Here is a 22,157-nt window from a genome sequence, read left to right as displayed (position 1 = left end):
GATTGAGCGTAAGGTTCGGGATAAATCATAGAAATGATCAGTTCCATTTAAAAATCACCGGGAAGATAGCCGTAACGGGGTATCTTCTCACTAGCAGTAACATTCGTAGTTGTTACTTTAATAGTTTTCAACTGAATACACGCAACCCTCATAGCTTGGAACGTTAAACGTACTGACCACGTTTTATTGATCACACATTCACTCTTATTCTTTCTTTTCTTTTGCATTGTTTTTATCTTATGCTTTGTTTATAGGTTTGTTCAGTGTTCTATGTATAAACAATTATATAAATAAATGAAAACAAACGCGTTAAAAAATGAGGTTTATTTATTCAATATCAATAAGTTGCGTTTTAATTGCGAGTATAGACTATATATAATTACTCAAGGCTGTTTTCATGGCGTATACTGATGCGCTATTTCGTTCTTGTTTAGTGGATTAATGCGGTATACATGGCTGGAAAAAAACCAACTAACAACAGTATGGCTGAACCAAAAGATCGCCAAGTGGAAGGGCTGAAGCTTCCACCACACTCTTTGGAAGCAGAGCAATCCGTGTTGGGCGGTTTGATGCTGGATAATGAACGCTGGGACAATGTTTCCGAGCGAGTCTCCAGCAATGATTTTTTCAGCCGTCCACATCGGCGCATTTTTGCTGAAATGCAGCGTCTGCTCGAAAGGGGTCAACCCATCGACCTGATCACCTTATCGGAATCCCTTGAGCAGAACGGGGAACTCGATAGCGTTGGCGGGTTCGCCTATTTGGCGGAATTATCAAAAAATACCCCAAGTGCAGCGAATATTAACGCTTATGCTGATATCGTCCGGGAACGCGCTGTTGTCCGAGATATGATTGCGGTTGCCCATGAAATTGCGGATGCGGGTTATGATCCACAAGGGCGAACCAGTGAAGATTTATTGGATCTGGCGGAATCACGGGTATTCCAGATCGCAGAAAATCGGGCGAACAAAGATGAAGGTCCGAAAGGCATTGAACAGATCCTTGAAGAAACCGTCGAACGCATTGAGCAGCTTTATCAGCGTCCACATGATGGGGTAACGGGGGTTTCCACAGGATATCAAGATCTTGATAAGAAAACTGCCGGGTTACAGAAATCTGACCTGATTATTGTCGCTGCACGTCCTTCAATGGGGAAAACAACTTTCGCCATGAACTTGTGTGAAAACGCGGCGATGATGCAGGATAAACCGGTACTTATTTTCAGTCTTGAGATGCCCGGCAACCAGATTATGATGCGTATGCTGGCGTCGCTTTCTCGTGTGGATCAAACACGTATTCGTACGGGTCAGCTTGACGATGAAGATTGGGCACGTATTTCCAGCACTATGGGGATCTTGCTGGAAAAACGTAATATGTATATTGATGACTCATCGGGTTTGACCCCTACCGAAGTACGTTCCCGTGCCCGACGGGTTTTCCGCGAACATGGCGGGCTTAGCTTGATTATGATCGACTATCTGCAATTGATGCGGGTACCTTCCCTATCTGACAACCGTACACTGGAAATCGCGGAAATATCCCGCTCACTGAAAGCTTTGGCAAAAGAGCTTCAAGTGCCAGTTGTGGCACTCTCTCAGCTTAACCGTAGCTTGGAGCAGCGTGCTGATAAACGTCCGGTTAACTCAGACCTGCGTGAATCAGGCTCTATCGAGCAGGATGCCGACTTGATCATGTTTATCTATCGTGACGAAGTTTATCACGATAACAGCGAACTGAAAGGTGTGGCAGAAATCATCCTTGGTAAGCAGCGTAACGGCCCTATCGGTAGGATAAGGCTGACGTTTAACGGCCAATGGTCACGGTTCGATAATTACGTAGGGCCAAACTATAGCGACGAATAATCTTACTTACCAAAACCAACTGACCGGAAAATAGTAACGAGGGGACAAAATGAAAGCGGCAACTGCTGTTATCGACCGCCGCGCTCTGCGACACAATCTGCAACAGGTCAGAGTAAAAGCTCCTGACAGCAAACTGGTTGCAGTTGTGAAAGCAAACGCCTATGGACATGGTTTTTTAGAAGTCGCGTACACAATGGAAGATGCTGATAGTTTTGGTGTCGCTCGCATTGGAGAAGCACTGGCCCTGCGTAGTGGAGGGATCGTCAAGCCCATTCTATTACTGGAAGGTTTTTTTGAAGCGGCGGATTTACCCGTTTTGGTCGTCAACCATATCGAAACCGTAGTCCACAGCATTGAACAGCTCGAAGCACTGGAACAGGCGAACTTATCCCATCCCATTAAAGTGTGGATGAAGCTGGATACGGGAATGCACCGTCTGGGTGTTCGTATTGATGAAGCGGAAGACTTTTATCAACGCTTGAGTCGCTGCCATAACGTCGAGCAGCCGGTTAATATCGTCAGCCATTTTAGCCGTGCAGATGAGCTGACCGTGGATACAACCCCTCAGCAAATTGATCGCTTTATGGCATTTATTGCGGATAAATCGGGTGAAAAATCGATCGCTGCATCGGGTGGCATTTTATTGTGGCCACAGGCACATCTGGATTGGGTTCGTCCGGGTATTATGATGTACGGTGCATCGCCGATAGCAGATAAAACCGCTGCTGACTTCAACCTGATGCCTGCGATGACATTGAAATCCAGCTTAATTGCCGTGCGTAAACATAAGGCAGACGAATCGGTTGGTTACGGTGGCACTTGGATCAGTGAACGAGATACAACTCTTGGTGTTGTGGCAGTGGGATATGGTGATGGTTATCCGCGCAGTGCGCCATCGGGTACGCCTGTATTGATTAATGGGCGCGAAGTTCCTTTGGTTGGGCGGGTCTCAATGGATATGATTACCGTCGATTTGGGGCCAGAATGTCATGACAAAGTCGGGGATGAAGTTACCCTTTGGGGGAGTATCCTACCTGTTGAAAAAATTGCGGAACACACCGGCATCAGTGCTTATGAACTGATCACGAAATTGACTTCACGTGTTGTGATGGAATATCTAGACGAATAATCCGTTAAATTATATTGTCTGTTATAGTGTCCTTATACCCAATAGATTTCTCGTTGCAGCCGACAAAGCTGCAATCGGAAAGATGAAGGGTATATATAATCCAGTAACAGGGAGTATACGCAGTGTTTCAGAATATTGATGCTTACGCAGGTGATCCTATCCTTTCGTTGGTGGAAGCATTTAAAAAAGATCCCCGTGCAGAAAAAATCAACCTGAGCATCGGTCTATATTACGATGAACAGGGTATAACACCTCAATTGCAGGCTGTTGCAACCGCAGAAGAACAAATGAGTGCTTTGCCACAGTCTGCTTCTCTTTATCTCCCAATGGAAGGATTGCTTGCCTATCGCTCGGCAATTCAGGAATTGCTGTTTGGCAAAGATCACCCATTATTAGGGCAGAAGCGTATTGCAACGATCCAAACTGTTGGAGGCTCTGGTGCATTAAAGGTCGGCGCTGACTTTTTACACCGTTATTTCCCTGACTCTGAAGTGTGGTGCTGTGATCCGACATGGGAAAACCATGCATCAATTTTTGCTGGAGCAGGGATCAACGTGAATTATTACCCTTATTTTGATGACAAAACTAAAGGGGTAAAATTCGATGAAATGTTGGCAACATTCAACCAACTGCCGGCAAAAAGTATTATTTTGATGCATCCTTGCTGCCATAATCCAACCGGTTCTGATTTAACCAGTGACCAGTGGGATCAAGTGGTTCAGGTTGCAAAAGAACGAGAATTGATTCCATTCCTTGATATCGCCTATCAGGGATTTGCGGATGGTGTAGAAGAAGATGCTTACGCTATCCGTGCGATGGCGAATGCGGAACTGCCATGTCTGGTCTGTAATTCATTCTCAAAAATTTTCTCCCTGTATGGTGAGCGCGTCGGTGGGTTGTCAGTCGTCTGTGATGATGCAAAAGCAGGTGAATGTGTCTTAGGACAATTGAAAGCCAGTGTGCGCCGTATTTATTCCAGCCCACCTAATTTTGGTGCGCAGGTAGTTGCCAGGGTATTGAGCGATCCTGAATTAAAAGCCCTGTGGTTGAAAGAAGTTGGGCAGATGCGTTTGCGTATTAAGGAAATGCGAACTGTTTTGGTTAATGCTCTGAAAAGTGCGCTGCCAGAGAAAAATTTTGATCACTTGTTGAAACAGCGTGGCATGTTCAGTTATACCGGATTCAGTCAGGAACAGGTTGATCGCCTGCGTGAAGAATTTGGCGTCTATCTGGTAGTCTCTGGTCGTATTTGTATGGCGGGCGTGAATCACCAAAACGTACAGAAAATTGCTGAGGCGTTTGCGGCGGTTAGTCGATAATTTTTATTCTCTTGAATATATATTGAATATATAACTATAATCCCTTGTTACAGTATTAGGCAGGGGGTTTTTGTTACCACACAGAATTAATTTTTCTAAAAAATAAATCATTAAAACAATAACAGTATTAATATTCCACATATTAAAAGATTAAAATCAGGAATAAAGAAAATGTAATGCCAATTTTTGAGCTCTTTCATCGATTTTAAGATGAACATTAATCTGTAAAGGTGTAAATACGCTTTTATTAGGATAATTTTTTAAAAGAGTCAAAGCATTATGGATATGCAATCAAGAAAGTATGGTAGAACGTTTCATTATCCGTTCTCGCCAGGCACGACCAGTGATGATCGTATTAATCATAGCTGGTGGCAAGATGTACAGAAAATTAAACATCTCATTCATACAGAAAAGTTAGACGGAGAGAATAACTGCCTAAATCAGTATGGTGTATTTGCACGCTCTCATGCAGCACTGACACAATCCATATGGACACAGCAGATCCGTCAGCGCTGGCAATTAATCAAGGGTGATTTAGGTGATATCGAAATTTTTGGTGAGAACCTGTATGCCATTCACTCTATTGAATATCGTCAGCTCGAAGAGTATTTCTTTGTATTTGCAGTGCGGATTAAAGAGATGTGGTTGAGCTGGGAAGAAGTCAAACTTTATGCCGCGTTATTCGATTTCCCGACCGTACCTGAAATTATCATTCCTGAAACACGGAGTGAATCTGTATTTATGAAAAACATTATTGAAACAGCAAAGCAGGAAAGCTGTTTTTCTTCATGGGATACAAAGACCAAACAATCCTGTTCAATGGAGGGCGTTGTCAGCCGTGATGCAGAGGCATATTCGGTGATTGATTTTCCACATCACGTTTTTAAATACGTGCGGAAAAATCATGTCAAAACCGATATTCACTGGAAACGCCACTGGCAAAGAGCACCTCTCTATTTTGAATACCACTCAGGAGGAGATACAAAATGAGTTGGGTATTCAGTAAAAATAAATCGTGGGATGATTTATCAGCGAGATACTCTTTTATTGCTGATATGTACGGAGTTCAGCAAGATCCCATTCATCATGCCGAGGGGGATGTTGCTATTCATACTCAAATGGTTTTGGCGGCATTGGTGCAATTACCGGAATATCAAAAGTTGACGCCAGAAGAGCAGGAAATTCTCTGGACGGCGGCGCTGTTGCATGATGTGGAAAAGCGCAACACAACGCGGGTTGACTGGGATGGTCGGATTGTTTCTCCTGGCCATGCCCGCAAAGGTGAAATGACTGCCAGACAGATTCTGTTTCAGCAAATTCCGGCACCGTTTGAAATTCGGGAACAGATTGCGGCTCTTGTGCGCTTTCATGGGTTACCATTGTGGTTGATGGAAAGACCTGATCCCCAAAAGGCGCTATTGGCGGCTTCATTGCGTGTCGATACCCACTTGCTGGTTTTATTGGCAAAAGCGGATGTTCTGGGGCGAACATGTCATGATGCTCAAGAGTTACTAGAATGTATCGAACTGTTTGAACTTTACTGCCGTGAGCAGGATTGCTGGCGTAATCCCCGGTTGTTTCCTTCAGGAGAAGCCCGTTTCCATTATTTTTCTACAGAGAGCAAACAACCGGATTATCAACCTTACGATGACTATGGCAGTCAGGTGATTTTGTTGTGTGGATTGCCCGGCATGGGAAAAGATCATTTTATCCAGCAGTATTATGCAGGCATGCCTGTAATCAGCTTGGATGCTATTCGTCGGGAGCACCAGATAAGCCCTGAAGATAAAGACGCTAATGGTTGGGTTGTACAGCAGGTAAAACAGCAGGCCAAAGAAAAATTACGCAGTCAGCAGAGCTTTATTTGGAATGCCACTAACCTTACAGGACAAATACGTCAGCAGTTGATCAAGTTGTTTATAAGCTACAACGCTAGAGTTCGAATTGTTTACATTGAACAAGATTATAAGCGTTGGCGGCAACAGAACAGCAATCGTCAATATATTGTGCCAGATAAAGTCATGGATAGGATGCTTTGTAAGCTGGAAGTTCCAACGCCTGAAGAGGCACATGAAGTTTGTTATTTCATCGATTCTGTCATGCTAAATAACGTGAGCTCTGCTTAAGGAAAGGAACTAAAGTGCCTGAGACACGATCAAAGTTTTTGTCAAAGAAAACAAAATCGTGGAGGCCCTCAGGCAATGATTACGTTTCCCTTTCATTCGCTAAGCCAGTTTTAGTTGACGCAGTGGCCTGAATTTTCCGGCCCCAATCCTAGCACGACTACGCCACACATAATTTCCGGTCAAATTGATATGCTCCCAACTGAGCGGAGACAGGAGGGGGTTTTCTACAGTCGGATAAGCGCAGCTTGTTACCAGACCGCGCTTATCCGGCACAATATCACCCTTAACGCAATGCCTTAAGAATATGATATGCAGCTTCCACGCGGATAGGATTTGGATAGTTCTTGTTAGCCAACATCACAATGCCAATCTTCTCCTCCGGGATGAAAGCAATATAAGCCCCAAAGCCGTCGGTACTGCCGGTCTTATGCACCCAGGATGCCGGTACGGCAGAGCGTGGCGGTATCAGTGCCTCAACCTTATGCGGCTGCAAGGCGATGTCATTGCTGCTGTCGGCAATCACCCTCTGCGGATTGATAGGCCAGTTATGCATTTCCCATCCCAGTCCCTGGAACATGCTTCCCGCTCGGTAATAACGAGACTGGGCCGCGAGGATGGCTTTCTTTAACTTATCGTTATCGGCAGACAGGCTGTCCGGAGCCATATTGACCTGCATGTATTTCACCATATCTTGCGTGGTAGATTTTACCCCGTAGGCTTCTGCACTCAACATGCCCGGTGTGACGCGCACCGGCTGGCCATTCTTATATCCCCACGCGTAATCTGACTGCATCGATTCCGGGACGGTTATAAAAGTATGCGTCAGTTTTAAAGGCAGGAAAACATACTTCGTCATATAGGTTTCAAATGTCAACTGGCTTTTATTCGCCGTCAGCGCACCGAATAAGCCAATGCTGGCATTGGAGTAATTACGCATCATCCCGGGTGCCCACCGTGGCTGCCATTGTTGGTAGTACTGCCACAATGACTTCTGGTCCGTGACCGAATCTGGGAGCTGAAGAGGAAGCCCCCCCGCAGTGTACGTCGCCAGATGCAACATTTTAACACCCCGCCACTGACTTCCCGTTAGCTCAGAACTGTATGCCGTCACCGGATCATTAAGGTTTAGGGTATCAGTTTGCATGGCATATCCCCCGGCGATCCCGGTAAAGGTCTTGCTGACCGAGCCCAGTTCAAACAGGGTATTTTCCGTTATCGGGCGTCGAGTTTTTATATCCGCCACGCCATAGTTAAAAAATTGCGGTTTTCCGTCATAAATCACCGCGACAGCCATACCGGGAATATCCTGCTTTTCGAGCAGCGGTGTAAGCGTATTATTGACAATCTCTGCAACCTGTTGCGCCGTCAGTGTTTTTTGTGCTGAGGCATAAAACGAAGAGGTTGCGATTGTGGCAAAGACCAAAGTATTGATTACAAATTTTTTCATTATTGGGAAACCTTCCATAGGTTGATATATCAGACTGTTACTCTGTGATTGCTCCCCGCCCTATCGAGGATTTACAGCGGATTTTGCTAAAAAGCCGAGCCTGAATTTACGTGATTTTGAAATAGCGGTTCTTAAGCAGAGTTGACGTTAAATAAATAGTCGCTGAATATTTCTGTAGAGAAGAGGAAGGCTGTGGAATATATCAGCCTTCCTGTCTTAGCTATTCCAATGAAAAAGGGTTACTTTTTCAGTAGCTGATAAAACGTTGGATTATCATCACACTGTCCGCTACCACACTCCAGCACAGTAGAAACCAGATTGGCTGCGATCAAAAACGCGAACAGCACCATAGCTACTTTGCCTAATGTGGGCGGTGCGTATCTTGATGAATCGGTGTTACCTGCTTTCAGAGGCATAATGACAGCGATGGCAATAATGGTAAGAATCGATAAGACTGCGGCCCAAGTATAAAAATGCAAGCCTAAGAAGGTGGAGCCATACCCTGTATCTCCCGGCAGGATATGTAGAGAAACTTGACGCATAGCGATAAAACCGGTCACGAGACAGCCAAGCAAAGATAGACTGTAGTGAGCATTTTTAATACCGAAGTAAATATTGAACAGAAAACCTAAGCCAATCATGATGATACCTGCACGTTGTAACAGACATAATGGGCAGGGAAGTTCAAAACGTGCCAATTGATAATAGAACGCGACTATCAAAACGACACTGATGCCGAATAGACCCAGGATATTCAAGACCATTGCAGGATTAAGACTGCGGGATGCTGACATTGTATTATTCATTACGGCCTCCGGTTAGAAAGAAAGGTTTAATGCATCAGTCGCATGATATTTAAACCAAAATACCGTGATGATTAATAATGCAAACCAAAGAATGTAGGTCAGCTTTTTCTTGCCAGTAATAACTGTGGCAATGATAACTAACGCAATTAAGAAAGGTAAAAACATATACATGTTGAATCTCCATTATCACTTTAAAGCATATGTTATATCATTATGGCATTAATGCACCGATAATGTGATCAGTAATAATATTAGTTCAATAAAAGATCATTGATTAAGCAAAATTTATTTCATTAGAAATGATTGTAGGAAATGCCTTTATTGCATGGGGAAAAATAAAACTGGTCAATAAATGGACATAATTCCCCACAGAGTGGGGAGAATATTTGTTTGTGTGGGATGTTAAATAATATTATTGACGCTCAAGTATCGGCTTCAAAAACCGTGCCGTATGGGATTTTTCACATTGAGCTACTTCTTCTGGTGTTCCTGACACTAATATTTCACCGCCACCGTTGCCACCTTCAGGGCCAAGATCGATAATCCAGTCAGAGGTTTTGATAACATCCAGATTATGCTCAATCACCACGATAGTATTTCCCTGATCCCGTAATTGATGCAGGACAGACAGCAATTGCTGAATATCGGCGAAATGCAGGCCAGTTGTTGGTTCATCAAGAATATACAGCGTCTGGCCTGTACCACGTTTGGATAATTCGCGTGACAGCTTAACCCGTTGGGCTTCCCCACCTGAGAGCGTGGTAGCCGATTGCCCCAGACGAATATAGGAAAGACCGACATCCATCAAGGTTTGCAGTTTTCGGGCGAGAGCAGGAACTGCATCAAAAAACTCACGGGCTTCTTCAATGGTCATATTCAGCACTTCATTGATATTTTTGCCCTTATATTTGATTTCCAACGTCTCGCGGTTATAGCGCTTACTCTTACAGTGATCGCAAGGCACATAAACATCGGGCAGGAAGTGCATTTCAACCTTAATCACGCCATCACCCTGACACGCTTCACAGCGCCCGCCCTTGACGTTGAAACTGAAACGTCCTGGCGTATAGCCACGGGCGCGGGATTCAGGCACGCCAGAAAATAATTCCCTCACTGGCGTAAATACGCCAGTATAAGTGGCAGGGTTGGAGCGGGGTGTTCTACCGATCGGACTTTGGTCGATATCGATGACTTTATCAAAATGTTCCAGCCCTTGAACATCAAGGTAAGGCGCTGGATTAATATTGGTCGCTCCATTTAACTGACGTTGCGCGATTGGGAATAATGTATCGTTGATCAGAGTCGATTTTCCGGAACCTGAAACACCCGTAACACAAGTGAACAAGCCGACAGGCAGCTTTAATGTCACTTTTTTCAGGTTATTGCCCTTGGCCCCAATCAATTTCAGAATTTTGTCGGGATTGACAGGAACACGCTGTTCAGGGATCGCAATTTTACATTTACCGCTCAGGAATTTCCCAGTGAGAGACTCCTTGTTAGTCATGATATCTTCAATAGTCCCTTCGGCAACAATTCTGCCGCCATGCACACCGGCTCCCGGCCCGATATCAATGACATGATCAGCCGCACGAATGGCATCTTCATCGTGTTCAACCACGATGACAGTATTCCCCAAATTGCGCAGATGCAGCAAGGTTTCTAACAAACGTTCATTATCACGTTGATGCAGGCCAATAGATGGCTCATCCAGTACATACATGACGCCAACCAGACCCGCTCCAATCTGGCTGGCCAGCCGGATACGTTGTGCTTCACCGCCGGAAAGGGTTTCCGCTGACCGGGAAAGAGTTAGATAATTCAAGCCGACATTCACCAGAAATTTCAGGCGGTCTCGGATCTCTTTCAGGATTTTTTCAGCAATTTGGGCGCGCTGCCCACTCAGTTTGATATTTTGGAAAAACGCCATCGCATGACCGATGCTGAACTCGGAGATTTGCGGCAGTGTGGTGTTTTCGATAAAGACATAACGCGCTTCTTTGCGCAGCCGGGTTCCGTCACAGGAGATGCAGGAACGGTTACTGATATATTTTGCCAGCTCTTCCCGCACTGCGGTGGATTCTGTCTCTTTATAGCGGCGCTCCATATTGTGCAACACACCTTCAAACGGATGATGGCGAACCGTGGTATCGCCCCGATCATTGGTGTATTTGAACTCGATGGATTCTTTGTCTGAACCGTATAAAACTGTTTTTCTGATGGCTGGGTCTAAGTCATTGAATGGAACTTCGATATCAAATTTATAGTGGTCTGACAATGACTTAAGCATCTGGAAGTAATAGAAATTACGGCGATCCCAACCTCGGATCGCACCACCCGCGAGAGAAATATCGCCATTCTGGATAACACGCTCAGGATCGAAAAATTGCTGAACGCCCAAACCGTCACAAGTAGGGCAGGCGCCCGCGGGATTGTTGAAGGAAAACAGGCGCGGCTCCAGTTCGCTCATACTGTAACCACAGATGGAACAGGCAAAATTAGCGGAGAAGATTAACTCCTCAGCCTGCTCGTCATCCATATTGGCAATGACAGCCGTTCCGCCGGAAAGTTCTAACGCGGTTTCGAATGATTCCGCCAGTCGTTGAGCCAGATCAGCACGGACTTTGAAGCGATCGACGACCACTTCAATAGTGTGTTTTTTTTGTAATTCAAGTTTTGGTGGGTCAGACAGGTCACACACTTCTCCATCAATACGGGCGCGGATGTAACCTTGTGCGGCAAGGTTGTCCAGCAGCTTGGTGTGCTCCCCTTTGCGTTCTTTGACGACAGGAGCCAGTAGCATCAGACGCTGGCCTTCCGGTAATACCAGCACATTATCCACCATTTGGCTGATAGTTTGAGCAGCCAGCGTAATATCATGATCGGGGCAACGCGGTTCACCTACGCGTGCAAACAGCAGGCGGAGATAATCGTGAATTTCGGTAATCGTCCCGACAGTTGAACGCGGGTTATGGGAAGTCGATTTCTGTTCAATGGAAATGGCGGGAGAGAGGCCTTCGATATGATCAACATCCGGTTTTTCCATTAGAGACAAAAACTGGCGGGCATAGGCAGAGAGTGATTCCACATAACGACGTTGACCTTCTGCATATAATGTATCGAAAGCCAGGGACGACTTACCGGAGCCAGATAGCCCTGTAATGACTATCAGTTTGTCACGGGGAATTATCAGATTGATATTCTTGAGATTATGGGTGCGGGCGCCCCGAACTTCGATGTTATCCATGTACGACTTCCCAGATAATTGATGGTGTGTAACAAATAAACGCGTTATTATTGCACAAATATTGCTGAATGGATATACAGTGCTAGATGGATATTCATGCTGCAACCATTACAGTGTAAAGTACGATAAACTTCGCAAAGTATAATATAACGGGTCTATGTTTAAACTTAGTCCTCGCATGGTAAACTACTTTGCTTATAATTAGAGAAATCCATTTTTAGCAAAATTCATTTCATCAGGAGTATTCCCAATGGCCAGCAGAGGCGTAAACAAAGTTATTTTAGTGGGTAATTTGGGGCAGGACCCGGAAGTTCGCTATATGCCGAATGGCGGTGCAGTCGCCAACATTACTCTAGCAACGTCTGAGAGCTGGCGTGACAAGCAAACCGGTGAGATGAGAGAGAAAACCGAGTGGCACCGCGTGGTGATCTTCGGCAAACTGGCAGAAGTTGCTGGTGAGTATCTGCGCAAAGGCTCTCAGGTTTATATCGAAGGCTCTTTGCAGACTCGCAAATGGCAGGATCAGGGCGGTCAAGAACGTTACACTACTGAAGTTGTGGTAAATATTGGTGGCTCAATGCAGATGCTGGGTGGTCGCGGCGGCGCGTCACAAGATGCTCCAGCGCAAGGCGGTAATTGGGGACAGCCTCAGCAGCCACAGGCTTCTCAGCAATTCAGTGGTGGTGGTCAACCATCTCCATCTCCATCTCGTCCGGCACAGTCTCCAGCTCCACAGAGTAACGAGCCGCCAATGGACTTTGATGATGATATTCCTTTTTAAATCACATATATTCTAAAAGTGTCAAAATAGAATAGTTAATCAGATTTAACCCAGCGTAAATGCTGGGTTTTTTTATTCTTAACTGACCCCCCTCCTGCGTAGAGAGGGCGTCATGTGGATGGTGGTTGAAACTTCCCCATGACAAATTATTGCCCTTTTCTTAAATTCATGGGTAAATCGTGGTGATCAAAATATAGGTATTGACTGTCAACGGACTCCATGGATTCAGGAGAAAAAAATAAATATTTGCAATAGGTAAGTTATAAGGTGTGCCCTATCTGCGTATCATGATCTAATAATAACTACAATAGAAGAGGCCGATTCAGATAATAGTCTATGCTTTACAAAATATCTTAAATTATTCTTAAAAATAAACATACTGATAATTTTGTATTTGTCTGAGTTAAATGTAATATGACTAATAAATAATATATGAGTGGTTATTATGAAAAATCGAGTGTCATTATGAAAATTATATCTGAATGGATTATATTTTAATTATATATTGAAATTTTGGTTATTATTATAATTATGTAACTATCTCATTATGAATTTAAATAGTGAGGTTGTTTTAGTGTGCATACTTAGATTTCTATTGCATGCTATAAATGAACGTTAATGATAGCGATTAGTATCATGAATTTATTTTTTATTGGGATAGCTAATACGCTTTATTCTTAAAAAAAGGACGAAATATAGCATGTCAGTTAATATTGCGAAAACTTTAGTTAAATTGCTTGAGGATTGTGAGGTTAAAGCGGCATTTGGGGTTTCCGGTGGGTTTATTGCACCTATATGGCAGGCATTCACGGAATCAGAAAAAATAAAAATATTTCACTGTAGGCATGAGTCGGGAGGAACCTTTTCTGCATCTGAATTCAGTTTGTGTCATCAGGTTCCCGCCGTAGCTTTTGCTACAGCGGGTCCGGGAATAAGTAATGCATTAACTGGGTTAAGAGCAGCAAAGTTAGATGGTGCAAAGGTCATTTTCATCTCATCAATCACGTCTGTTACCCCTTCAGGGAAGTGGAGCTTGCAGGAAACTACAGTACAAGATATAGACGGACTGTGTCTCCCGGATGGACACGGTTATTTTGATGAAATCATTATCATAAACCAAAAGGATGATTACTTTGACCTCGAGAAAAAATTAAGGAAAGGGTTAAATAAGAAAGACGGTTACGTGGTTGGTATATTTTTGACAACAAAAGTGCAGCAAGAAATCATCAATTATGAAAATGATGAGGTGTTTTCCTTATCTCATGACGATTTAGACGAAAATGCGAAACGTCATTCACAGGAAATAGCCGATTTGCTCGTCAATGAAAATGCTGTTTTTTGGGCAGGATTTGGTGCTCGGCATGCTTCTGCGTTGTTGACTCAGATTGCTGTAAAAACAAATTCACGGGTCATATCTACTCCGCGGGGGAAAGGGATCTTTAATGAAAAACATAGCCTTTATGCCGGAACCAGCGGTTTAGGATCGGATTCAGAAAGTATTTATAAAACATTACATTGTCCGTTATTGTCAGCTGTTATCATCATGGGAAGCAGATTGGGTGAGCTGAGTTCATCTTACGCCCAAAGTAACCTTGAGAAGGTTAAAGTTTATTATATAGGTCTAAATGCACAGGAAATTAAAGGGAATCTGCCCCCGCATACTGTTCTCATTGACAGCGATATTGAAACATTTCTCACTTCTATTGATGCCTGCATGGCTGAGAAAGTAATTCCCCCCAGTTACATTGAGGCCATCTCAGCGCCACATGACAGTCATAAATGCTATTCAGATGCAGCAAAAGATGTGATCCATCCGCTTGATGTGATGAGTGTGGTTCAGGAAATAGCTATCGATATGTTCGATTGTTATGTTGCTTCAGAAGCGGGAAATTCCTTTGTCTGGACTAATCGCTACCTGAAGTTTTCGAACCCATTGAGATATCGTATAAGTACAGCTTATGGCGCTATGGGGCACTATGCTTGCGGGTTGGTAGGAATTACTGCATCAGAAGAACGCTGTGCAGTAGGTATCATCGGTGACGGCTCAATGCTGATGTCGAATGAAGTAAGCACTGCCGTCAGATACGGATTACCTGCTATCTGGCTTGTGATGAATGATGCCGGTTACAATATGTGCAGGCAGGGGCAGGAGCTATTGGGTTATCCGCCACTTGACTGCAGTATACCTCAAGTTGACTTTGCTCTATTTGGACAGTCTATTGGAGCGACAGGTTATAACGTAAGGAATAAAAAAGAATTACGTGAAGCCCTTATTCATGCAATTGAAGAAAAGAAACCTGCCGTAATTAATGCATTTATTGATAAATATGAGATCCCTCCTCTCGGTGATAGAGTTGAAACTTTCAAGAAATTAAAGGAGGAGCTGGATGCGAAATAACGTCTCAATTATTTCGGCGGCAGGTATCCTGCCACCGGAAAAAATTATTATTCACCCAGAGGATAATATACGTAATGAGTTCAGCGCACCCGGTGAACAGCAGTTATCTCGATCACGTACTTTATGGCGTTTAGAGCATAAAAAAGATTTAATTGAGTTAATGAAAGTAAGTTTGTTAGCAGCAGTAAAGCAGGTACAGATGGATATTTCAGATATTGATTATCTGATTCTTAGCCAGGTATGGTCTGATAACATTTTGGGCGATGAGGCCGGACGACTGGCCAGAGAACTAAAGCTATCCTGTCCGGTGGTGTCAGTCAATGTCGGAACAAGTGGTGGTGCAACTGGACTGGAACTCGCCACTGCTATGTTTTCCAACTCTGAATTTCATAACATTGCTGTTATTGCTGGGTGTAATTATTCGCATTGGTTCGCAATGAGCGATCCCGCGAGGACTTTATTAAGCGATGGTGCTGCATGCTTAGTACTTAGTCGAAAACAAGGTATGACAGTGACTGGTTGTCATACTTTGAGTACTGCACATTACGATGTATTGCAATTTAATGAAGTACCTGAACGTTATGTCTACTATAAACCGAAGGGGGGTGAATATATATTTAATAATATGAAGGAGACGATTTACCAGTGCTGCAATAAAGTGTGTCAATCAAACGGGATTAGTCTAAATGAGGTCAGCGCTTTTTACGTCTATGACCCGAGTGATTGGGTTGCCAGTGCCGCTGCAGAAGCTTTGGGCGTAGGGAAAGATAAAATTATTTCTATTTTTCACAAATATGGAAGTTTGGGGCCAGCGCAGAGCTTTTTCGGTTTAATGGAAATGCAGGATAATAAAAATTTGACTGATTCTGACTGGGTAATTGTTATGGGAATGGGTCCTTCGACCACTGCGACTGCTGTTCTACTTCGATGGCAGCACATTTCTTGCAATGTATATTGTTATGATCATAAGACACAGCTAAGTAATCCAATGTTACCTAGTGGTGTAACTCAAAATATTTAATCGCTTCAGGCCAAACTGATCATGCCTATGTGTTAATGGTTGAGATTGGAATGAGCCTGAGCCTTTATTATAAAGTGTTGGCATGTATTAAAATATAACCTTATACATGTATACCCAATTAACTTTAAGATGCAGAATTTAAGATTTGAAAATTATCATTAATTCGGCAAGCGAACTTATTCGCTTTTTCTCGGAGAGTGACATTAAAAAGTGGAAACGTCCGTAGGTTTCTTAAAACTTTAATTCCTGCCGATGAAGCTATTTAGTATAAATCAGGTATTTCCAATGACTACGGTTATAAATAGGAGCAATTATGACAAGAGTAGCGATTGCATCGTTAGGAATTTGGCATCCTCCAACTTCGGTTGATAATAATTGGTTTATAGAACACTATGCTGCCCAAGGCATTGATATGAGTGGTTTGTTTAATGCGCTTGGCCATAAAAATCGTTACCTGATCCGTGATTCATCTGATACAACACTCACGATGTCAGTTGCGGCATCTAATGATGCTATTCAGCGGCTGGGGTGTCAGGCTAAGGATCTAGACTTCATCGTGTTTGCTTCACAAACGCCAGAATATCTGATTCCTTCAACGGCGCTCAAAATACATCATGCTATTGGAGGCGGAGAAAGGGCTTTGGCATTTGACATGAATGCCAATTGTGCGGGGTTATTAGTTGCGGTAGAAATGGTTTCCAGGGCGATGATGGCAAATCCGTCATGCCAGCTTGCACTGGTTGTAGGCAGCGATTATTTTGGGGCTCACAGCAGTAATGCACCCGTCTACCATTCATGTTTTGGAGAGTCTGCTGTAGCGGTAATTCTTCATAAAACTGAACAGGGCAATGGTTTTATAGATTCAGAATGTCGTATACAAACCTCAGTAATCGATAATTCACTTTTCCCTGCATGTGGATTATCAAATATTCATCGGCATGATGTTTCCGCAAAAGTCAAATTCACCCCCTTTGATGATGATATTTGTATCACCGCCGCATCCGAATCTATCCAATTGTTACTTTCACGACATAATTTAGTTCCTGCTGATATTAAGGGATTTATGTTTTCACAATTTTCTGTAAGTAACATTCGACGACTCTGTGAAGAACTTGGTGTGGATCAGGATAAGGCATTATTTATTGGTGATGAGTATGGTTACACTGCGACCAATAGTCCATTTGTTGCACTTTATGAAACGCTAGAAAGAAAAAAAATTGTCCGTGGTGATTTCCTGATTTTCTGGACGATTGGTGCTGGCTGGCAAAGTATCGCTGTATTAATGCAATATTAAATGATGTTATTATCAAACGCCCCGCTAAATTGCGAGGCGTTTTGTCTTAACTTGTAGTAATCCATCAATTATCAGCACAACAGCCCTTCAATACCTCAGCATGATATGCGATATGCTCACCGATAAAACTGGCGACAAAGTAGTAGCTATGATCATAACCCGAGCGCAGATTCAGTGTATAAGGCTGCCCGGCCTTTTCGCATACCTCTTTCAGCAATTCAGGGCGTAACTGTTCTGCAAGAAACGGATCATCAATACCGATATCAATCAACAAATGTAAGGGTTTAGCGCTATTAGCGATCAGCTCGATGGTATCATAGGCTTTCCATGTGTCACGATCATCACCCAGATAAGCACGAAAAGCTTTTTCTCCCCAGGGAACTTGAGAGGGGGCAACAATGGGCGAGAATGCCGATACACTGTGATAACGATCCGGATTGCGTAGCGCGATTGTCAGTGCGCCATGACCCCCCATAGAGTGGCCGCTAATAGCGCGATCCTCTGTTACTGGAAAATGTGTTTCGATCAATGCCGGTAACTCTGATACCACATACTCGTACATGCGATAGTGCGGCACCCAAGGCTCTTGTGTTGCATTGAGGTAAAAACCAGCGCCCTGACCCAAATCATAAGCATCATCATCCGCAACGTTCTCACCACGAGGGCTGGTATCTGGAGCGACAAGGATAATACCCTGTTCGGCAGCATAGCGTTGAGCGCCCGCTTTAGTGATGAAATTCTGTTCATTGCATGTTAGGCCTGAGAGCCAGTACAGCACCGGTAATTTCTGATGTTCAGCTTGAGGAGGAAGATAGACAGCAAAATTCATGGTACAGCCAAGCACGGCTGAATTGTGCTGATAAACATCCTGCCATCCCCCAAAACAAGCGCGGCGTTCAATTCTCTCCATTTTTTCCTCTCTGTAAAACATACAGTTTCACCCCTTTCACAGCGCGGTTTTTAATTTCCGCAACACGGCTTAATAATGAATGACGGTGCGTATGGATTTTCCCTCATGCATCAGATCGAAGGCTTCATTGATGCGTTCGAGCGGCAAGGTGTGGGTCACAAAAGGTTTTAACTCAATTTCACCTTTCATCGCCTCTTCCACCATTTTAGGCAACTGACTGCGGCCTTTAACACCGCCAAAGGCAGTTCCGCGCCATGAACGGCCGGTGACCAGTTGGAATGGTCGGGTGGAGATTTCCTGTCCGGCACCGGCTACACCAATAATCACTGATTGCCCCCAGCCACGGTGCGCACTTTCGAGCGCGGCACGCATGACATTGACGTTACCAATACACTCGAAGGTATGATCCACTCCCCATTCTGTCATCTCGATAATGACCTGCTGAATAGGTTTATCATAATCATTCGGGTTCAGGCAGTCGGTTGCACCGAACTGTTTGGCCAGTTCAAATTTTGCTGAATTGGTATCGATGGCAAATATTCTGCCCGCTTTTGCCTGACGAGCACCTTGGATTACGGCAAGGCCAATACCGCCGAGCCCAAAGACAGCAACAGAGTCACCAGCCTGTACTTTTGCCGTATTGTGCACAGCGCCAATGCCGGTAGTGACACCACAACCCAGCAGGCATACTTCTTCATGGTTGGCTTCCGGATTGATTTTTGCTAGTGAGACTTCGGCGACAACGGTGTATTCGCTGAATGTGGAGCATCCCATATAATGATAAATAGGCTGTCCATTATAGGAAAAACGAGTTGTGCCATCGGGCATGACACCTTTTCCCTGAGTTGCCCGCACGGCGACACACAGGTTGGTTTTCCCGGATTTGCAGAACAGGCACTCTCCGCATTCTGCGGTATAAAGAGGGATAACATGATCACCGGGTTTGACGCTGGTGACGCCTTCGCCCACCTCAACGATTACGCCTGCGCCTTCATGCCCGAGTATGGCGGGAAATACGCCTTCCGGATCATCCCCTGACAGGGTGAAGGCATCTGTATGACACACACCGGTATGGCTGATTTTAACCAGAACTTCTCCGGCCTGAGGCGGTGCAACATCAATTTCAACAATTTCAAGGGGCTGGCCCGGCCCGAATGCAACAGCGGCTCGTGATTTCATAAACTCTCCTTTTGAATAGGCAGTGTCATACGTTCGCGAATATGGGTTAATAAAGCTAATTGGGGTATCAGCGAAGATAAGTTCGGATCAGAGAAACGGCATCTTCTATCGAGGCTTTCTGTGCTTCTGGTGTTTGCTCGGTATTTGTCAGCTCTTCACGTAAATGGCTTTCAAGGACACCAGCCATTAGCCCATTGACGGCACCACGAATAGCGGCAATTTGCTGTAACACAGGGCCGCAGTCAGCCTGTTGTTGAAGGGCGAATTCTAGGGCTTCAATCTGGCCTTTGATTTTCCTGACCCGAGTGAGAACGCGTTTTTTCTCTTCTGGCGAATGGGGCATAAACAAACATCTCCTAGATAGTGGGGGGGAGTATAGTTGGATGCTGGGGGGATGTATATGGCTTGTTGTAATAGATGGAGTTAGATCGCACTATTGGGATTACTTCCATCATAGGATTGGAAATTCATTTGCATTATTTATAAGGCACAGTTTCTGTCTCCTAATAAAGCAACTTATTTGGGACTTTATTAGGGTTTTATGTCCTCAAAGTCCAAAATATGGGGCTTTATGGATAAACATGAAAATGGCATTTGATGGATTATCTCGTGCTAAAACAGTGGATTGGTTAAAAATCCCATAGAAGATTCGCTTGATTTTCAATAAATACTAAAGACATGCCCTGAAATACACAGGGCATCATCAACTTATTATGATTTGAGGCGCAGTTTTATATGGCAGGCAGTAAAGCCATAAAATAACGCTTGAATACTGCACTGCACTTGGCTATTCCCTATGGCTTTCTCACAAGAATGCACTGAATTCCTCTGCATTCGGCAGCTTTATGGTGTGCTTAAATCCTGATAATTTCACTTCCTGACGTGAAAGTTTTATATCTGATGATTGCATCACTGCGTTGCCGAAATTGTAAACAACCGATTCTTCACCACGACAAATTGCTCGATCCTGATCTTCACTTTTACGTTTAACAATTTGATTACGCTGATGATATGTGTAGACAGCGGAGCTACCGTGTTTTTTGTTCAGCATCTGCATGGTTTGCTGTGGAGATAAAATAACTGCACTGGCGTTATTGCCACCGAATCCTTTGGTATTGATGATTGTGGCGCGCATCTTCTCACCGTGCTCGCCTGCAAACTTATTCTGCATCAAGATATTCAGATTTGTTGCATGTACATCCTCGGCAATGTGATCGATGGTTTTGATACCAGGGATCCATCCGTACTGCCAAACCCCTAATGTACAGGCTAATTGATCGCCCGCAGAGGCGGCAATGGAATGTCCTACATACGATTTTATGGCGGTGACATCCCAGCAATTGAGTCCAAAAACTTTGGCAACTTCATTAATGATATGACTTTCAGTGACTCTGTTCTGTGGTGTTCCAGTACCATGCGCCTGAACGTAAGAATACTGCAATTTGCCATCCAGCAGATGGTCAGCGAGGGAAGCTGCTTTCATCATAGTAATGTAGTTACCGATTCCGGGTGAGGATATTGATTTCTTATTGGCATCCGCATTAACGAAAACATCAGGCACAGCGCCAAGGATGTTGGCGCCACACTGTAAAGCAAGATCGTCACTCATGAGTAATACGAATTGCGCAGATTCGGCAATGGTAAATCCAACATTAGTTGAAAATGGTCGGGTAGCACGGCGGTTGTTAACGATATCGGTTCCATCCAGTTTACATAGTTGATGGTCTTCTGCGAGAGCGCCCATAACTTGAAACCCTTCGATAATTTCAGGGACGATAGCTGCTTCAGAGCATCCGACTAAACTGATCTTTGCCTTACCTTGTTTGATATCATTGACGCCTTGTCTGAGGTTATACAGAAAGCTTGCACAGGCACCTAGATTAGCTGATGTGTTGCCGATGCTGTTGATAATGTAGCTATTAATAAAATTTGCCGGCATATCAGCAAGGGAAAGCGCTAGCATTTTGGAACTAATGCGTATGCCATTCTGTGGATTACCGATTAAGCCTGCCAATGAAAATCGGTCTATCTGACCCAGAGCGCTACTGGCATAAACAGAAATTTGATCGGGTTCCACCAATTTGGCGATATCTGGCCATGAAATGCCAATTGAACTGAGTAAATCCGAGGCTCCATAGACTGTCAGACGTAAACCGCGCGGATGATGGTTTGCGTTATATAAATCACCAACTTCAAATCCTTCCGGCAACTGACCCGCACTGGTTACAGAAGATACTTTTTGCGTGTCGAAGTGCGTTATTTTTCTGATCAGTGTGCCGTTTTTGGCACTCTCGATATGGGTACCTGTAACCGATGCTGTATTTTTAACAATGCCCATTCGATGACATAAATCGAGCCATGTATCTTGCATGATCTCGTCGCTGAGACTGTCTGACACGATGCGTTTATAGCTGTGGAATCCAGAACTTCTTCCGGCCGCATTGATACCACCCAAACCAACAATTACGGGTAAATTACTCATTACGAACTCCGAAAAGATTTTTCTTGAAGTCTAGCAGTTAGGATAAATTAAAACTCTTATATCCCTGTCATTAAAGCTGAGAATATGGTCACACCTTATCGACTATCTCGAAGCTAAATATTGGTGGTGATATATAAAAGAGGTGCGCACAATTCTGGA

Annotated in this window: 18 protein-coding genes; 9 read left to right on the top strand and 9 right to left on the bottom strand. The window is 44.1% G+C overall.

The genetic code is table 11. From position 1 onward, the window contains the following. Positions 1–452: 452 nt before the first annotated feature. The 5 genes from dnaB to PSI22_RS13650 all read left to right on the top strand — a co-directional run bounded on the left by dnaB (position 453) and on the right by PSI22_RS13650 (position 6,436). On the top strand, positions 453–1,862 hold the full coding sequence (gene dnaB, locus PSI22_RS13670) for a replicative DNA helicase (protein ID WP_273580222.1): 1,410 nt from the start codon (positions 453–455) through the stop codon (positions 1,860–1,862). A 49-nt stretch (positions 1,863–1,911) separates the two neighbouring features. After that, a complete protein-coding gene (gene alr / locus PSI22_RS13665; protein ID WP_273580221.1) occupies positions 1,912–2,991 on the top strand; it encodes an alanine racemase in 1,080 nt (359 codons plus the stop codon). A gap of 122 nt (positions 2,992–3,113) precedes the next feature. Then, positions 3,114–4,310: an amino acid aminotransferase gene (locus PSI22_RS13660; protein WP_273580220.1), complete on the top strand. Its 1,197-nt coding sequence runs from the start codon at positions 3,114–3,116 to the stop codon at positions 4,308–4,310. A gap of 279 nt (positions 4,311–4,589) precedes the next feature. Beyond that, entirely contained in the window at positions 4,590–5,300 is a 711-nt protein-coding gene (locus PSI22_RS13655) for an RNA ligase family protein (RefSeq protein WP_273580219.1), read from the top strand. Continuing rightward, complete coding sequence (locus PSI22_RS13650) at positions 5,297–6,436, top strand: AAA family ATPase (RefSeq protein ID WP_273580218.1); 1,140 nt, start codon at positions 5,297–5,299, stop codon at positions 6,434–6,436. Before PSI22_RS13655 ends, PSI22_RS13650 begins: the two co-directional genes overlap by 4 nt. A 99-nt stretch (positions 6,437–6,535) precedes the next feature. Here PSI22_RS13650 and PSI22_RS13645 read toward each other — a convergent pair whose 3' ends face one another. The 5 genes from PSI22_RS13645 to uvrA all read right to left on the bottom strand — a co-directional run bounded on the left by PSI22_RS13645 (position 6,536) and on the right by uvrA (position 11,933). Then, a complete protein-coding gene (locus PSI22_RS13645) occupies positions 6,536–6,709 on the bottom strand; it encodes a hypothetical protein (protein ID WP_273580217.1) in 174 nt (57 codons plus the stop codon). A 10-nt stretch (positions 6,710–6,719) separates the two neighbouring features. After that, the gene (ampC, locus tag PSI22_RS13640) at positions 6,720–7,883 is read right to left on the bottom strand and encodes a class C beta-lactamase (RefSeq protein ID WP_306310587.1); all 1,164 of its coding nucleotides are present in this window, start codon (positions 7,881–7,883) and stop codon (positions 6,720–6,722) included. 239 nt (positions 7,884–8,122) lie between these two features. Further along, positions 8,123–8,689: a disulfide bond formation protein B gene (locus PSI22_RS13635; RefSeq protein ID WP_273580216.1), complete on the bottom strand. Its 567-nt coding sequence runs from the start codon at positions 8,687–8,689 to the stop codon at positions 8,123–8,125. 12 nt (positions 8,690–8,701) lie between these two features. Further along, positions 8,702–8,860 (bottom strand): DUF5993 family protein, encoded by a 159-nt coding sequence (locus PSI22_RS13630; protein ID WP_273580215.1) that lies wholly within the window; start codon positions 8,858–8,860, stop codon positions 8,702–8,704. A 241-nt stretch (positions 8,861–9,101) separates the two neighbouring features. Beyond that, on the bottom strand, positions 9,102–11,933 hold the full coding sequence (gene uvrA / locus PSI22_RS13625; RefSeq protein WP_273580214.1) for an excinuclease ABC subunit UvrA: 2,832 nt from the start codon (positions 11,931–11,933) through the stop codon (positions 9,102–9,104). 250 nt (positions 11,934–12,183) lie between these two features. Here uvrA and PSI22_RS13620 point away from each other — a divergent pair, with 250 nt between their 5' ends. The 4 genes from PSI22_RS13620 (at position 12,184) to PSI22_RS13605 (ending at position 17,427) form a co-directional block, all read left to right on the top strand. Next, entirely contained in the window at positions 12,184–12,714 is a 531-nt protein-coding gene (locus PSI22_RS13620) for a single-stranded DNA-binding protein (RefSeq protein ID WP_038193273.1), read from the top strand. Positions 12,715–13,414: 700 nt separating this feature from the next. After that, on the top strand, positions 13,415–15,112 hold the full coding sequence (locus PSI22_RS13615) for a thiamine pyrophosphate-binding protein (RefSeq protein WP_273580213.1): 1,698 nt from the start codon (positions 13,415–13,417) through the stop codon (positions 15,110–15,112). Further along, positions 15,102–16,133 (top strand): 3-oxoacyl-[acyl-carrier-protein] synthase III C-terminal domain-containing protein, encoded by a 1,032-nt coding sequence (locus tag PSI22_RS13610; protein WP_273580212.1) that lies wholly within the window; start codon positions 15,102–15,104, stop codon positions 16,131–16,133. Before PSI22_RS13615 ends, PSI22_RS13610 begins: the two co-directional genes overlap by 11 nt. A gap of 313 nt (positions 16,134–16,446) precedes the next feature. Beyond that, positions 16,447–17,427, top strand: coding sequence for a 3-oxoacyl-[acyl-carrier-protein] synthase III C-terminal domain-containing protein (locus tag PSI22_RS13605; RefSeq protein ID WP_273580211.1), 981 nt, complete (start codon positions 16,447–16,449; stop codon positions 17,425–17,427). A gap of 64 nt (positions 17,428–17,491) precedes the next feature. On the opposite strand, the gene fghA is transcribed toward PSI22_RS13605, so the two are convergent. The 4 genes from fghA to PSI22_RS13585 form a co-directional block, all read right to left on the bottom strand. Then, positions 17,492–18,337, bottom strand: a complete 846-nt coding sequence (gene fghA, locus PSI22_RS13600; protein ID WP_273580223.1) for an S-formylglutathione hydrolase — start codon at positions 18,335–18,337, stop codon at positions 17,492–17,494. A gap of 69 nt (positions 18,338–18,406) precedes the next feature. Further along, on the bottom strand, positions 18,407–19,516 hold the full coding sequence (locus tag PSI22_RS13595; protein ID WP_273580210.1) for an S-(hydroxymethyl)glutathione dehydrogenase/class III alcohol dehydrogenase: 1,110 nt from the start codon (positions 19,514–19,516) through the stop codon (positions 18,407–18,409). Positions 19,517–19,583: 67 nt separating this feature from the next. Continuing rightward, the gene (frmR, locus tag PSI22_RS13590; RefSeq protein WP_273580209.1) at positions 19,584–19,859 is read right to left on the bottom strand and encodes a formaldehyde-responsive transcriptional repressor FrmR; all 276 of its coding nucleotides are present in this window, start codon (positions 19,857–19,859) and stop codon (positions 19,584–19,586) included. Between the two features lie 462 nt (positions 19,860–20,321). Then, positions 20,322–21,998: a beta-ketoacyl synthase gene (locus PSI22_RS13585; RefSeq protein WP_273580208.1), complete on the bottom strand. Its 1,677-nt coding sequence runs from the start codon at positions 21,996–21,998 to the stop codon at positions 20,322–20,324. Positions 21,999–22,157: the final 159 nt, after the last annotated feature.

This window comes from Xenorhabdus aichiensis (genome assembly GCF_028598775.1).
GTDB lineage: Bacteria > Pseudomonadota > Gammaproteobacteria > Enterobacterales > Enterobacteriaceae > Xenorhabdus > Xenorhabdus bovienii.
Note: the sequence above shows the minus strand (reverse complement) of the source record. Positions and strands in the feature narration are given on the sequence as shown.